This is a genomic window from Streptomyces sp. NPDC028991, from assembly GCF_055564775.1.
On record NZ_JBVHVP010000005.1, the window covers coordinates 228,636 to 240,706 of the forward strand.

Genomic DNA, 12,071 nt, shown 5'->3' on the forward strand with positions numbered 1-12,071 from the left:
CTCACTTGTACATCGTCTGGTTCATGGTTCCGGGGGCGTACGCGTCCGGGTCGACCCAGACGTTGACCAGGGACGGCTTGCCGGACTCGCGGGCCCGGCGCAGCGCGGGGCCGATGTCGGCGGGGTCGCGGACCTCCTCGCCGTGGCCGCCCAGCATCCGCGCGAACCGGTCGTAGGGCACGTCGCCGAGGGTGTTGCCGACCCGCTCGCGTTCCTTGCCGTACTTGGCGGCCTGGCCGTAACGGATCTGGTTCATGGAGGAGTTGTTGCCGACGATGCCGACGAAGGGGAGGTCGTAGCGGACGAGGGTCTCGAAGTCCCAGCCGGTGAGCGAGAAGGCGCCGTCGCCGAAGAGGGCGACGACCTCCTTGTCGGGCCGCGCCTGCTTGGCCGCGAGCACGAAGGGGATTCCGACGCCGAGTGTGCCCAGCGGACCCGGGTCCATCCAGTGGCCCGGTGACTTGGGCTGCACGACCTGCCCGGAGAAGGTGACGATGTCGCCGCCGTCGCCGATGTAGATCGAGTCCTCGGTGAGGAAGTCGTTGATCTCGCTGACCAGCCGGTACGGGTGGATGGGGGAGGCGTCCGACCTGAGCTGCGGCAACCGCTTGTCGAGGGCGGTCTGTTCCGCGGCGCGCAGTTCGTCGAGCCACTCCTTGCGTTTGGACGCCCCTGCGTCGACCCGTCCCGACGCGGCCTCGGTCACCGATTTCAGGACGAGTCCCGCGTCACCGACGATCCCGAGGTCGACGTCGCGGTTCTTGCCGACGGTGCGGTAGTCGAGGTCGATCTGCACGACGGTCGCGTCCGGGGAGAGCCGCTTGCCGTAGCCCATGCGGAAGTCGAAGGGCGTGCCGACGATGACGATGAGGTCGGCGTTCGAGAAGGCGTAGCGGCGCGAGAGCTGGAAGTGGTGCGGGTCGCCGGGCGGGAGGGTGCCGCGTCCGGCGCCGTTCATGTACGCCGGGATGTTCAGCGTGCGGACCAGTTCGACGGCCGTCTCGGTCGCGCGGGCCGTCCACACCTGGCTGCCGAGCAGGATGGCCGGCTTCTCCGCGTGGACCAGCAGGTCGGCGAGCCGCTGCACCGCCTCCGGGTCACCGCCCGAGCGGGTCGAGGCCCGGTAGGCCCCGGCCTTCGGGACCCGTGCCTTGCCGACCGCCACCTTGGCGTCCAGTACGTCGCGCGGGATCTCCAGGAAGGAGGGGCCCGGGGCACCGTGGTAGCACTCGCGGAAGGCCATCGACACCATGTCGGCGGCCCGGGCCGTGTCCGGCACGGTCGCCGCGAACTTGGTGATCGGGGTCATCATGTCGACGTGCGGCAGGTCCTGGAGGGACCCCATCTTGTGCTGGGTGTGCGCGCCCTGACCGCCGATCAGCAGTATCGGCGACTCGGCGCGGAAGGCGTTGGCGACACCGGTGACGGCGTCGGTCGTACCCGGTCCCGCGGTGACCACCGCGCAGCCGGGCTTGCCGGTGACGCGGGCGTAACCGTCGGCGGCGTGCGCGGCGACTTGCTCGTGGCGTACGTCGACGACCTCGATGCCCTCGTCGACGCAGCCGTCGTAGATGTCGATGATGTGGCCGCCGCACAGCGTGTAGATGCGGTCGACCCCCTCGGCCTTGAGTGCCTTGGCAACGAGGTGTCCGCCGGAAATGACGTCCTGGGTGTCGTCGGGCATGGCGAAGTCCTGTCCCTTCACGAGGGGTTGGGGCGCTGTCGCGGTACATTGCATACAGTCGACGAATACTGTATGAAGCTTGTTATCCCGCATCCGGTGGGTGGTGTCCAGGGGGCGTGCGGCACTTTCAGTCAGGAGCCGAAATGGACCTGTACGAACACCAGGCAAGGGAACTCTTCGAGGAACACGGCATCGTGGTGCCGCGGGCCGAGGTCACCGACTCGCCCGAACGGGCCCGTGAGATCGCCCGCGCGCTCGGCGGACGGGCCGTCGTCAAGGCACAGGTGAAGACCGGCGGGCGCGGCAAAGCGGGCGGAGTGAGGCCGGCCGCCGACCCGCCCGCGGCCGAGGAGGCGGCACGGCACATCCTCGGCATGGACATCAAGGGCCACACGGTCGACACGGTGATGCTCGCCGAACCCGTCGACATCGACCGCGAGTTCTACGTCGCCTACGTCCTCGACCGCGCGGCCGGCCGCTTCCTCGCGATCGCGTCCGCGGAGGGCGGCATGGAGATCGAGGAGGTCGCGGCCGAGCGGCCCGAAGCAGTGGCGCGCGTCCCCGTCGACCCGGCCGTGGGCGTGCACACGGCGATGGCGGTACGCATCGCGGACGCCGCGGGCCTGCCTCCGCAGACCGTCGACGTGCTGGTACGGCTGTGGAAGGCGCTGGTCCGTGAGGACGCCCTGCTCGTCGAGATCAACCCGCTGGTCAGGACGGTCGAGGGCAGGATCGTGGCTCTCGACGGCAAGGTCACTCTCGACGACAACGCCCTCTTCCGGCAGACCCGTCGGGAAGGCGGACGGGCGACGCCCGCCGACCCGCTGGAGGCGCGGGCCGCGGCCAAGGGCCTGAACTACGTCAAGCTCGACGGAGAGGTGGGCGTCATCGGCAACGGCGCCGGCCTGGTGATGTCGACGCTCGACGTGGTCGCCGGCTGTGGTGCCCGGCCCGCCAACTTCCTCGACATCGGCGGCGGAGCCTCCGCCCGGGTCATGGCCGACGGACTCTCGGTCGTCCTCTCCGACCCCGCAGTGAAGTCCGTCCTCGTCAACGTCTTCGGCGGCATCACCGCCTGCGACGCGGTCGCCGACGGCATCGTCCGGGCCCTGGACGAGGTCCGGCTGACCAAACCGCTGGTCGTACGCCTCGACGGCAACAACGCCGCCCGCGGCCGGGCCCTCCTCGACGCACGCGCGCATCCGCTCGTCGAACAGGCCACCACCATGGACGGCGCCGCCCGCCGTGCCGCCCGACTCGCCACCGCGGCATAAGGAGACAGAACGACATGGCGATCCACCTCACCAAGGAGAGCAAGATCCTCGTCCAGGGCATGACCGGTGCCGAGGGCATGAGGCACACCCGCCGCATGCTGGCCGCCGGCACCGACGTGGTCGGCGGCGTCAACCCCCGCAAGGCGGGTCGCACCGTGGACTTCGACGAGCGGGCCGTGCCGGTCTTCGGATCGGTGCGAGAGGGTGTCGAGCGCACCGGCGCGGACGTCACCGTCGTGTTCGTGCCGCCAGCCTTCGCCAAGGCCGCGGTCGTCGAAGCCGCCGACGCCGGCATCGGCCTCGCCGTCGTCATCACCGAGGGCATCCCCGTCCACGACTCCGTCGCCTTCACCGCGTACGCCAAGGCCCGGGGCACCCGGGTCATCGGCCCCAACTGCCCCGGCCTGATCAGCCCCGGCCAGTCCAACGCGGGCATCATCCCGCCCGACATCACCAAGCCCGGCCCCATCGGCCTGGTCTCCAAGTCCGGCACGCTCACCTACCAACTGATGTACGAACTCCGCGACATCGGCTTCTCGACCTGCGTCGGCATCGGCGGCGACCCGGTCGTCGGCACCAGCCACATCGACTGCCTCACCGCCTTCCAGGACGACCCCGACACCGAACTGATCGTCCTCATCGGCGAGATCGGCGGCGACGCGGAGGAACGCGCGGCGCGCTACATCCGGGACCATGTCACCAAGCCGGTCGTCGGCTACATCGCCGGCTTCACGGCGCCCGAGGGAAGGACCATGGGCCACGCCGGAGCCATCGTGTCGGGTTCCTCGGGCACGGCGCGAGCGAAGAAAGACGCGCTCGAGGCCGCCGGGGTGCGGGTCGGGAGCACCCCGACCGAGACGGCACGGCACGTCGTCGCCGTACTGGGCGGCGCGGCACAGGACGGGGCCTCCGCATGAAACCCTCCGGTGACATGACACCCGCCGCGGGTGCGGCGTCCGCGGCCGGCACGGCACCAACGGCCGGCACGGCACCCGCCGCCGGTACGACGCCCGCCGCGAGCCGGATGTCCGCCGCCGGTACGGCACCCACGGGCGGTACGGCATCCACGGGCGGTACGGCACCCACGGGCGGCACGGCGGCCGCCGCGAGCACGATGTCCGCCGGCGGCACGCCACTCATCGCCGCCACGACCAACCTCGCCGCGACCACCGCGCCCGCCGCAGCCGGCGCGACCACCGCAGCCGGCGCGACCACCGCACCCGCGCTCTCCCTCAAGCCCGGCACCTCCTGGGCCGACGCGTGGCAGCGCTGCCAGGCCGTCGCCCCCGAGGCGTTCCGGGACGAACGTGTCCTCAACCTCTGGGCCGCGAGCTGGCGGGCGGACGGCCGCGTCCTGCCCGCCACCAGCCCCGTCGACGGCACCCCGATCGCCGGCCCGCCACGGCTGGACGGCGAGACGGCCCACCGGGCCGTACGCGCCTCGCTCGACCAGCACCGCGCCTGGCGCCACGTCCCCCTCCCGGGACGCCGCGCCCGTGTCGCGGCCACCCTCGACGCCCTCGCTCGGCACCGCGAACTACTCGCGCTGCTGCTCGTCTGGGAGATCGGCAAACCCTGGCGGCTCGCGCAGGCCGACGTCGACCGGGCCGTCGACGGCGTGCGATGGTACGTCGACGGCATCGACGCGATGGCCGAAGGCCGGGCCCCGCTGGACGGGCCGGTGTCCAACATCGCGAGCTGGAACTACCCGATGAGCGTGCTCGTTCACGCATTGCTGGTACAGGCACTGGCGGGCAACGCGGTCATCGCCAAGACCCCGACCGACGGCGGCGTCGCCTGTCTGACCCTGGCCTGCGCGCTCGCCGCCCGCGAGGGAGTGCCCGTCACCCTCGTCAGCGGCAGCGGAGGCGAGCTGTCCCGGGCGCTGGTGCGGGCGCCCGAGATCGGCTGCGTCTCGTTCGTCGGCGGCCGCGACACCGGAGCCGCCGTCGCCACCGCCGTCGCCGACCTGGGCAAGCGGCACATCCTCGAGCAGGAAGGACTCAACACCTGGGGCATCTGGAACTTCACGGACTGGGACGCACTCACGGCGGTGATCCCGAAACTCTTCGACTACGGCAAGCAGCGCTGCACGGCCTACCCGCGCTTCGTCGTCCAGCGCAGCCTGTTCGACGCGTTCCTCGCGGCGTACCTCCCGGCCGTCCGCACGCTGCGCGTCGGCCACCCGCTCGCCGTCGGCGCACCGGACGACCCGTACCCCGCGCTCGACTTCGGGCCGGTGATCAACGCGGCCAAGGCCAGGGAACTGCGGGACCAGGTCGCCGAGGCCGTCGACCGCGGCGCCGTGCCCCTGCACCGCGGCAGCGCGGCCGACGCGCGGTTCCTGCCCGGCCAGGACACCTCGGCCTACGTCCAGCCGGTCACGCTCCTGGACCCGCCCCGGTCCTCGCCGCTGCACCACGCGGAACCGTTCGGTCCGGTCGACACCGTCGTCCTGGTCGACACCGAGGCCGAGCTGCTCGCCGCGATGAACGCCTCCAACGGAGCGCTGGTGGCCACGCTGTCGACGGACGACCCGGCAACCTACGCCAGGCTGGCGCCGCAGATCCGGGCGTTCAAGACCGGCCACGGCGTGCCACGTTCCCGCGGCGACCGGGACGAGCTGTTCGGCGGACACGGTGCGTCCTGGCGCGGGGCGTTCGTGGGCGGCGAGCTGCTGGTGCGCGCCGTCACGCGGGGCCCGGCGGGGGAGCGGCTGCCCGGGAACTTCCCGGACCACCACCTCATGCCGTGACGGCCGTGCCGCGAGCCGGGGGCCAGGGACGGTCCGCGGGTCAGCCGATGCCCTGCCGGTCCGGCTGAAGGCCGAACACCCGGTCCGCCGGGCTCGGCGCGTGCCGCTCGACGCCTTGCCGCAGCAGCTCGCGGTGGCGCAGCAGCGGCTCGCGCCGGTCCGGTGGGGCAAGGAGCAGCAGGTCGTCGAGACCGGCCAGCATGCGTCGCGTGACCTGCGGCGCCTCCGCGGCGCAGGCCCGGATTTCGGCGAACCCCAGATCCACCAGCTCGGCCCAGCCAGGCACGGGTTGCACCAGCCGGACCGCCCCGCGCCGGTCCCGGTACACGACGGCATCCAGTGGCCGCCGGGACAGGGTGGCCAGGATCTGCACGATGCGGTCCAGGGCCTGCACGGCGGTCGTCGGATCGTTGACCGCGCTCGACAGGGCCCGCAGCGCGATGTCGCAGAGCTGGCGGAGCCCGAACGCCAGATCCTGGTGGGAGGTGCGCTCCACTCCGACGGACAGGGCGTACCGCAGCGCCCGGCGCGGTGGAGCCTGCCCGCCGTGCACCGCCAGGACGGGGGTTCCGGGTACCAGGAAGTCGCCGGTCCGCGGGACCATCCGCAGCACGACCCCGTACTTGCGCGCCACCCGCACCAGCCGCGCGATGTGTACGTCCCGCAGCACACCGGCCTGCCCGTCGTGGGCCACCCACGCGGTCGCCGGTCCCAGGGCGGGAGCCTCCCCGCCGTCGGCCGGTACGGGCATCAGCGCGGCGCCCCGGAAGGACTCCGCGGCGATCCGGGCGATCACGTGGCTGACCCGCATCAGTCGCAGCGTCGCGTTCACGTACATCACGAACAGCAGCAGGCTCAGCGCCACCATGACGAGCGTGAGCACCGACTGCACCAGGGGGACCGACGTGACGACGGCCGGGTCGGCGCCACTGTCGTAGGAGGTCAGGACCAGCAGTGTCAGGACGAAGGTGGCGAGGAAGACCGCGAAGGTCGCCTTCGTGATCCGGCTGCGGACGAAGAGCCGCACCACCCGCGGGGTGAACTGTCCGCTCGCCATCTGCACGGCGACCAGCGAGATGCTGAACACCACGCCGATGAACGTCATCATCGCCGAGCCGACCGCGGTCACCACCGTCTTCGCGTCGTCCGCGAACCTGAGCAGGTCGGCCAGTGTGTCGAGGTCACCGTCGTCCCGCAGCGACCGGACGAGGGCGGCGTCGAGTTCCTGGGCCACCAGCCACACCACGAAGACACCGGCCATCGCCGCGGTGGGCGCGAACCAGAACGTGTCCCGCAGATGCTCCCTGAGCGGCGACAACGCCCGCGGCCGACGACTCGGAAGCGGGCCCTGGGTAACCATCCAGTCACTCATGGTGTGACCTTAGGCGTCGAGGGGGTACCGGCCCCGGATCGCCGCTCAGGGGAAGGAAACGCAGGTGAAAGGCACTGCGAAACCTTGGTATGGTTGTCCATGTCGCCGCCGGGACACCCCGCGCAGCGACAGACACCTGGTCCGGGTGGCGGAATGGCAGACGCGCTAGCTTGAGGTGCTAGTGCCCTTTATCGGGCGTGGGGGTTCAAGTCCCCCCTCGGACACAAGAGACAAGAGCAACAAGGCAAGACACAAGAGCAGGAACAGGCAGAAGCGAGATGCCGGCCGGGAAAGATCCCGGCCGGCATCTCGCGATGTCCCGGTGCTCGATGCTCGGTTCGGTTCGAAAACGCGATGCGACGACCCTCCCGGCCTCCCTGCACTCACCACGACACCGAGATCGAGTCGGGCGCGGCGGCCACGGGTCGGCCCGGCGGACTGGACAGCCCAGCCGGGACGGCCCGTGGGAGGGGCGGGTGGAACGGCATATTCCGCTGAACCGGGCGGAATAATCGCATACATGTCGAAGGGGACGAGCAATACGCTGATCGTCGTCCTTCTCGTATGGAGCGCCTTTGCCTACCCGTGGTTCGACAAGGGCTGCGACATCGCGGAGGCGTACACGGCGGTCCTCGAATACGGGGTGCCGGACGGCCTTGAGCCCCTTCCGGCCTGCTATGGCTGAGAGGCGAGTGAGGTCGTAGGCCGGCCGGACCGAGGGCGGGCAGGACCGGCACGGTGCCGCCGGGGCCGGGAAGGGCCCGACCGAGAGGGCCGGGACTCCGGGAGGGCCGGGACTCCGGCAAGGCCCGGGCCCCGGCCGCCTTCTGTCACCTGTCGGAGAGCAGCGCCTCCAGAGTGTCCGCCGTGTGCGGGTGGCGAGCCGTGAGTACGGTGCCGCCCGACGGACCGGAACGGGATGCCGGCCACCCTCCGTCGCAGCCCAGCAGCTCCGCCACCGCGTCGCACGCCGCCGGATGCGCGGACAGCAGTACGGCACCCGACGGCACGGGGGTCCCGGACCGCGCCCATTCCTCCTCGCAGCCCAGCAGTCCCGCCACCGCGTCGCAGGTCGTCGGATACTCCGGAAGCAGCGCGGCCCCCCGGGGCGCCTGGGACGCCGCCCCCTCCGCCCGACGGGCGGGAAGCGGCGCGGCCGGCATCCGCCACGGTGGTATCCACGCGTCCAGGGCAGCGAGCCGCCCCGGGAAGATCCGCCCCGCCTCACGGACCAGCAGCGGGGCGAGCTCCGCGGCACCGGACCGCAGGGTGGTGATGAGCAGCGGCAGCCACGGCAGCAGCACCGCGTCCGGCAGCCGTCCGAACGCGTTCGAGACCGCCTCCACCACCACGTCGGCCAGCCCCGGCACGGGCTCCAGGGCGTGCACGAAACCGCTGAGATAGCGCGGATAGGCGGGCACCACCAGCGGGTTGTCCAGCAACTCGGCGCAGCGGGCCCGCAACTCGGCCCGCGACAGGGTGCCGAGCTGCACCTGCGCCGCCCACAGCAGGGCCGTCTTCGACGGCTCCTCGGGGTGCGACTGGGCGACCGCCAGCTCCAGCTGGGTCCGGTCACAGCCCAGGGACAGTGCGAGACTCTCCATGCTGAACAGGAAGCCGAGCATCGCCGCGACCTGCCCGACCGTCGCGTCCTCGTCCCGGAACGCCGTCGGCAGCAGAGTGCAGTAGTGCGCGTAACCGGTCTTGACGAACGACTCGATCCACGCCGGCAGCACCGGCTCGCCGGTCCGGTAGTACGCCAGCAGCGCGCGCACCCGGCGCAGCACCTCCGGCGCACCGTCCACGCTGCGTTCGGTGGCGAGCACCTTCAGCGCGTGGGTGCCGAGCTCGTCGGCGAGGCGACGGCTGCGCAGGTACAGCGTCGCGTCCTCGACCGCCGCCAGCACGGTCGCCGTCGTCGCCCGGGGCCCGTACGCGTCCCGCCGCAGCCGCTGCTCCAGGACCTGCTCGATGCTGACACCCTCGTACCCCAGCTCGATGAGAGCCCGCTGGTGGGTGCCGATCGCCAGGTCCCACGACTCCTGGATCGAACGCTCACCGAGCCGCCGCTCACCCATGATCGGCCGTGCCGCGCCGTGCGGCATCAGGCGCCGCAGCATCCACAGCACGTCAGAGCACGCCTGAAGCTCCGGCCGGGAGGCCATGTCCAGCAGCGCCCGCTGCACGCCCCGCTGCTGAAGTTTCAGCCCGAGCGGCTCCAGCCGGTCGTGCACGTCGCGGGCGAGCGGTGGCAGCGCCTCGTAGCCGACCTGGCCGACACGGTCGCCGCCCATCATGATCTCGACGAGGCGCCGCACGTCACGCCGCCCGGGGACCGCGTCCTTCTCGATGCAGGTGACCGCCGCGTCCTGGAAGTCGTACGGCGTCGGTCTGGCCCGGTCCCGCATGCCGGCGAGCAGGATCGACGTCTCGAAGACCGCGATGGCGTCGGCGGTGGAGGCGAGGTAGCCGTTGCGCCTGGCCGCGCGCACGATGTCCACGGACCAGCCGAGCAGCTCCGCCTCGTCCAGCCCGTCGAGCACGGGCGGTCTGCGCAGGAAGCCGGACAGGTGGTCCGAGGCCGCGGACCGGGGCGGCTGGACGACTGCCGTCCCGCTCGTCTCACCCAGGGCCTTCGCCCCGGACTTCTTCGCCCCGGTCTTCTTCGCCGCGGTCTTCTTCGCGGCAGCCTTCTTCACCCCCGCCTGCCCCGCCAGCCGGTACGGCTGCACACGGGTGCGCTTCAGGCTCTTCGCCCACTCCGTGGCCGCGATCGACACCGACCCCGCGGCGAGGCCGAACTGCGCCTCGATCGCCGCGTGGCTGGACGGGATCAGCCCGTACTGCCAGGTGGTGGCGGAGCGCGGGGAGATGGTGAAGGTACCGGTGCCGTCCACCCCGAACTCCGCCACCCGGCTGGCCGCGTGGAACGCCCCGCAGACGTACAGGCAGTCCGCCGGATCGGTCCCGGTCGCGCTCAGGTGCTCGCGCATCCGGGTCCACATGTACCGCTCGCGGTCCTCGTCCACGCGCACGCGGTCGCCGTCGCCCGGAGCGAGCCGCCGGAACAGGCTGCCGACGAGGAACATGACCTGGCGGTAGGTGTCGTGGTCGGCGGCGCCGTCGCCGAGCGGTACCTCGACGTACTGGTGCCACCACTCCGACCAGTGCCGGACCTTCCCGTGGCGCAGCAGGTGCTGCTCCAACTCGGCGAAGCGCGGCCGCAGGTCACCGATCTCCACGCCGACGGCCTCGCCGTGCAGCCCCGCCTCGGGCTCCGTCCCGGCCGCGGGCACGGTGTCCTCCGTCGCGGCCTCCCGCGCCTGCTCGCCCCTGCTGTCCCACTGGAACACATGGTCCGAGGAACGGTCGACCAGGACCAGCTCGACGCCGGGAGTGTCGAGGGCATAGGCGATGGCCTGGTACTCGGCGGACGCCTCGGTGATCGGCGCGACGACCGACAACGGAGCCCACTCGGCGGGGAAGCCGTCGACGTCACCGGCGAACGCCTGCACCGCCACCGGCAACCGGCAGTTGCGCAGCTCGGTCAGGAGCGGCGCCATGTCCTCGCACAGCTCCAGATAGACGACCTTGGGCTGCTTCTCGCGCAGCCGGCGGGCCATGGCGGTCGCCGAGGCGGGGGAGTGGTGGCAGACCGGGAAGATCTCGAGCGGCTCGCGCACCGCGCGGTCGACGTCGTCGACCAGGCCGAGGAGGATGCCCTCCAGGGCGTCGGGCCCGCCCGCGAACGTGGCGGCGGCCTCCCGCAACTGCCCGCGGAGCGCGGCGAACGACGCGCTCTCCTGAGGCGTACTCATGACAGCGTGGCGATCGCGTCGCGGCCGCCCTCCAGGAACTCGGGCCAGGAGCCGCCCTCGTCCTTGCTGCGCGGCTCGACGACGCCGTGCAGGTACTTGTTGAGGATGGCCAGGTCCTCGGGCTCACGGCGGGTGAGGGAGCCGACGAGCGAGGAGGCGAGGGTACGGGCGGTCAGGGCGCGCTCGCCGAAGAAGTTGCTGTGCAGGACGGCGTCCTCCAGCACGCCGATCTGCTCGGCCGTCGACAGCGCGGACTCCAGCTTCTCGTCGTCGCTGCCGGCCGCGGCGGCGGAGGCGCGCAGGTCGGCGAAGCTCTGCAGGAGCACGTCGAGCAGCGTCGGCGGCACGTCGAGGTCGATCGAGTGCCGGCGCAGCAGTTCCTCGGTTCGGAAGCGGACGATCTCCGCCTCGCTCTTCCTGTTCGTCACGACCGGGATGCGGACGAAGTTGAAACGGCGCTTGAGCGCGGAGGACAGGTCGTTGACACCCCGGTCGCGGCTGTTGGCCGTGGCGATGACAGAGAAGCCGGGCCTGGCGAAGACGATGTTGTCGTCCCCGCCACCGCTCTCCAGTTCGGGAACCGAGATGTACTTCTCGGAAAGGATGGAGATCAGCGCGTCCTGCACGTCACTCGTGGACCGGGTCAGCTCCTCGAAGCGGCCGATGGAACCGGCCTCCATCGCGGTCATGATCGGCGAGGGGATCATCGACTCCCGGGACTGCCCCTTGGCGATGACCATGGAGACGTTCCACGAGTACTTGATGTGGTCCTCGGTGGTGCCGGCCGTGCCCTGCACCACCAGCGTGGAATTCCGGCTGATCGCGGCGGACAGCAGCTCGGCCAGCCAGCTCTTGCCGGTGCCCGGATCGCCGATGAGCAGCAGCCCGCGGTCGGAGGCGAGCGTGACGATCGACCGCTCCACGAAACTGCGGTCACCGAACCACTTCTGCGAGACCTCCCGGTCCAGACCGTCGGAGCGCTCGGAGCCGAGGATGAACAGACGGACCATCTTGGGCGACAGACGCCACGAGAACGGCTTGGGGCTGTCGTCGACCGACTCCAGCCAGTCGAGCTCCTCGGCGTACTTGATCTCGGCGGGTGCGCGCAGCAGATCGGACATGAGAGACAGGCCTTTCGATACGGTGGTCGAAGTGAACCGGGCGGTGG

At 71.6% G+C, this 12,071-nt stretch carries 8 protein-coding genes and 1 tRNA gene; 5 read left to right on the top strand and 4 right to left on the bottom strand.

The window, feature by feature from the left end; genetic code table 11:
• Nucleotide 1: 1 nt before the first annotated feature.
• Nucleotides 2–1,684: a thiamine pyrophosphate-binding protein gene (locus ACZ4V1_RS13670; protein WP_468334116.1), complete on the bottom strand. Its 1,683-nt coding sequence runs from the start codon at nucleotides 1,682–1,684 to the stop codon at nucleotides 2–4.
• 143 nt (nucleotides 1,685–1,827) lie between these two features.
• On the opposite strand from ACZ4V1_RS13670, the gene sucC reads away from it, so the two are divergent.
• Genes sucC through ACZ4V1_RS13685 form a run of 3 tightly spaced genes read left to right on the top strand, consistent with a single transcriptional unit; the run spans nucleotide 1,828 to nucleotide 5,713 of the window.
• Entirely contained in the window at nucleotides 1,828–2,958 is a 1,131-nt protein-coding gene (sucC, locus tag ACZ4V1_RS13675) for an ADP-forming succinate--CoA ligase subunit beta (RefSeq protein WP_468334119.1), read from the top strand.
• A 14-nt stretch (nucleotides 2,959–2,972) separates the two neighbouring features.
• Nucleotides 2,973–3,875, top strand: coding sequence for a succinate--CoA ligase subunit alpha (sucD, locus tag ACZ4V1_RS13680; RefSeq protein ID WP_468334122.1), 903 nt, complete (start codon nucleotides 2,973–2,975; stop codon nucleotides 3,873–3,875).
• Nucleotides 3,872–5,713 carry an aldehyde dehydrogenase family protein gene (locus ACZ4V1_RS13685; protein WP_468334125.1) on the top strand — a complete coding sequence of 614 codons (1,842 nt, stop codon included), beginning with the start codon at nucleotides 3,872–3,874 and terminating at the stop codon, nucleotides 5,711–5,713. The genes sucD and ACZ4V1_RS13685 overlap by 4 nt, the downstream gene beginning before the upstream one ends.
• A gap of 40 nt (nucleotides 5,714–5,753) precedes the next feature.
• Here ACZ4V1_RS13685 and ACZ4V1_RS13690 read toward each other — a convergent pair whose 3' ends face one another.
• Nucleotides 5,754–7,085 (bottom strand): DUF2254 domain-containing protein, encoded by a 1,332-nt coding sequence (locus ACZ4V1_RS13690; protein ID WP_468334128.1) that lies wholly within the window; start codon nucleotides 7,083–7,085, stop codon nucleotides 5,754–5,756.
• Between the two features lie 139 nt (nucleotides 7,086–7,224).
• On the opposite strand from ACZ4V1_RS13690, the gene ACZ4V1_RS13695 reads away from it, so the two are divergent.
• Both ACZ4V1_RS13695 and ACZ4V1_RS13700 read left to right on the top strand, forming a co-directional pair.
• A tRNA-Leu gene (locus tag ACZ4V1_RS13695) sits at nucleotides 7,225–7,309 on the top strand.
• Nucleotides 7,310–7,605: 296 nt separating this feature from the next.
• The gene (locus ACZ4V1_RS13700) at nucleotides 7,606–7,770 is read left to right on the top strand and encodes a hypothetical protein (RefSeq protein WP_468334131.1); all 165 of its coding nucleotides are present in this window, start codon (nucleotides 7,606–7,608) and stop codon (nucleotides 7,768–7,770) included.
• A gap of 145 nt (nucleotides 7,771–7,915) precedes the next feature.
• On the opposite strand, the gene ACZ4V1_RS13705 is transcribed toward ACZ4V1_RS13700, so the two are convergent.
• Together ACZ4V1_RS13705 and ACZ4V1_RS13710 are read right to left on the bottom strand one after the other, a co-directional pair.
• Entirely contained in the window at nucleotides 7,916–10,903 is a 2,988-nt protein-coding gene (locus ACZ4V1_RS13705; RefSeq protein ID WP_468334134.1) for a DUF5682 family protein, read from the bottom strand.
• Nucleotides 10,900–12,024 (bottom strand): ATP-binding protein, encoded by a 1,125-nt coding sequence (locus tag ACZ4V1_RS13710; protein WP_468334137.1) that lies wholly within the window; start codon nucleotides 12,022–12,024, stop codon nucleotides 10,900–10,902. Before ACZ4V1_RS13710 ends, ACZ4V1_RS13705 begins: the two co-directional genes overlap by 4 nt.
• Nucleotides 12,025–12,071: the final 47 nt, after the last annotated feature.

What these genes read in the sequence shown, in the direction of transcription:
- ACZ4V1_RS13670 (WP_468334116.1), bottom strand. Translation starts at nt 1,684, where the DNA reads ATGCCCGACGACACCCAGGACGTCATTTCCGGCGGACACCTCGTTGCC.
- sucC (WP_468334119.1), top strand. Translation starts at nt 1,828, where the DNA reads ATGGACCTGTACGAACACCAGGCAAGGGAACTCTTCGAGGAACACGGC.
- sucD (WP_468334122.1), top strand. Translation starts at nt 2,973, where the DNA reads ATGGCGATCCACCTCACCAAGGAGAGCAAGATCCTCGTCCAGGGCATG.
- ACZ4V1_RS13685 (WP_468334125.1), top strand. Translation starts at nt 3,872, where the DNA reads ATGAAACCCTCCGGTGACATGACACCCGCCGCGGGTGCGGCGTCCGCG.
- ACZ4V1_RS13690 (WP_468334128.1), bottom strand. Translation starts at nt 7,085, where the DNA reads ATGAGTGACTGGATGGTTACCCAGGGCCCGCTTCCGAGTCGTCGGCCG.
- ACZ4V1_RS13700 (WP_468334131.1), top strand. Translation starts at nt 7,606, where the DNA reads ATGTCGAAGGGGACGAGCAATACGCTGATCGTCGTCCTTCTCGTATGG.
- ACZ4V1_RS13705 (WP_468334134.1), bottom strand. Translation starts at nt 10,903, where the DNA reads ATGAGTACGCCTCAGGAGAGCGCGTCGTTCGCCGCGCTCCGCGGGCAG.
- ACZ4V1_RS13710 (WP_468334137.1), bottom strand. Translation starts at nt 12,024, where the DNA reads ATGTCCGATCTGCTGCGCGCACCCGCCGAGATCAAGTACGCCGAGGAG.